Source organism: Streptomyces huiliensis, assembly GCF_020037025.1.
Taxonomy (GTDB): Bacteria; Actinomycetota; Actinomycetes; order Streptomycetales; family Streptomycetaceae; genus Streptomyces; species Streptomyces huiliensis.
Map to the genome: position 1 here is coordinate 1 of NZ_JAIQLH010000420.1, position 395 is coordinate 395.

The window sequence follows — 395 nt, forward strand, 5'->3', positions numbered from 1 at the left end:
CGTAGGCGTCCGAGACGAGGAGGCCGCGCAGGGGGCCGTACGAGCCGTCGTACACGCCCTCGGTCATGCTCGGGACGAAGAACAGCGTCAGATAGCTCCCCGTGATCACCAGCACCACGAAGGCGTAGAGCGCGAGTTCGCCGAGGAGGAAGGACCAGTGGTCAGGGAACGCCTTGCGCAGCAGCGCCCGGGCCGCCTCCGACACCGGGGACCTGCGGTCGAGCGCGACGTAGCCGAGGACGGCCGCCTGCCGCGCGCGGGCCGCCGCCCGCGCCTTCCGCTTCCTGAACAGCACGCCCCGTACCTCGCTCCGTCGCCCGGCCCGCGCCCCCGCCGCCGCGCGCGGCGAGGTGTCCGGGTACCCGGCAGCATGGACGGCGCGGCGCGCGCGGGCG

1 pseudogene is annotated in these 395 nt (G+C 75.2%); it reads right to left on the bottom strand.

The window, feature by feature from the left end:
* Positions 1-295, bottom strand: a pseudogene (locus JNW98_RS34535) (cytochrome bc1 complex cytochrome b subunit); the annotation flags it as partial.
* Positions 296-395: the final 100 nt, after the last annotated feature.